The sequence below is a fragment of the Paraflavitalea pollutisoli genome, from assembly GCF_029360705.1.
GTDB lineage: Bacteria > Bacteroidota > Bacteroidia > Chitinophagales > Chitinophagaceae > Paraflavitalea > Paraflavitalea pollutisoli.
In genome coordinates, this window is the sequence record NZ_JARKMX010000017.1 from 1 (window position 1) to 541 (window position 541).

Sequence of the window (541 nt, forward strand, 5' to 3'; positions counted from 1 at the left end):
ATTCAGGCAGGATTTCTCCGGTCCCGCCGTACTCAGGATACCACTCGTCCGCAACAATTTGTGCCTACAGGACTATCACCTGCTATGGTCCAACTTTCCAGAAGGTTCAGCTTGATGTTGCATTCTAAATGTGGTCCTATAACCCCGGTGCAGCACGCTACACCGGTTTGGGCTGTTCCCTTTTCGCTCGCCACTACTTGGGGAATCACGATTGTTTTCTTTTCCTCCTGGTACTTAGATGTTTCAGTTCCCAGGGTTGACTTCCTTTCGGATAATATACCTTCAGTATATTGGGTTGTCCCATTCGGAGATCTCCGGATCTAATGCTTGTGTGCAGCTCCCCGGAGCTTATCGCAGCTTACCACGTCCTTCGTCGTCTCTCAGAGCCAAGGCATCCACCATACGCCCTTAAGTGCTTTAAAAGAGTTATTACTATTACTCGTTCATTTACAACTTATAATTACAAATTACTATCCCAATATGTCAAAGAGCTTGGTACAGTTCGAACAGTTGACAACGTTCTCATTTCACAATTTAAACG

The 541-nt window shown here is 45.7% G+C and carries 1 rRNA gene; it reads right to left on the reverse strand.

The annotated features are described in order from the left end of the window. Nucleotides 1-422, reverse strand: a 23S ribosomal RNA gene (locus P2W70_RS34370); the annotation flags it as partial. Nucleotides 423-541 lie beyond the last annotated feature (119 nt).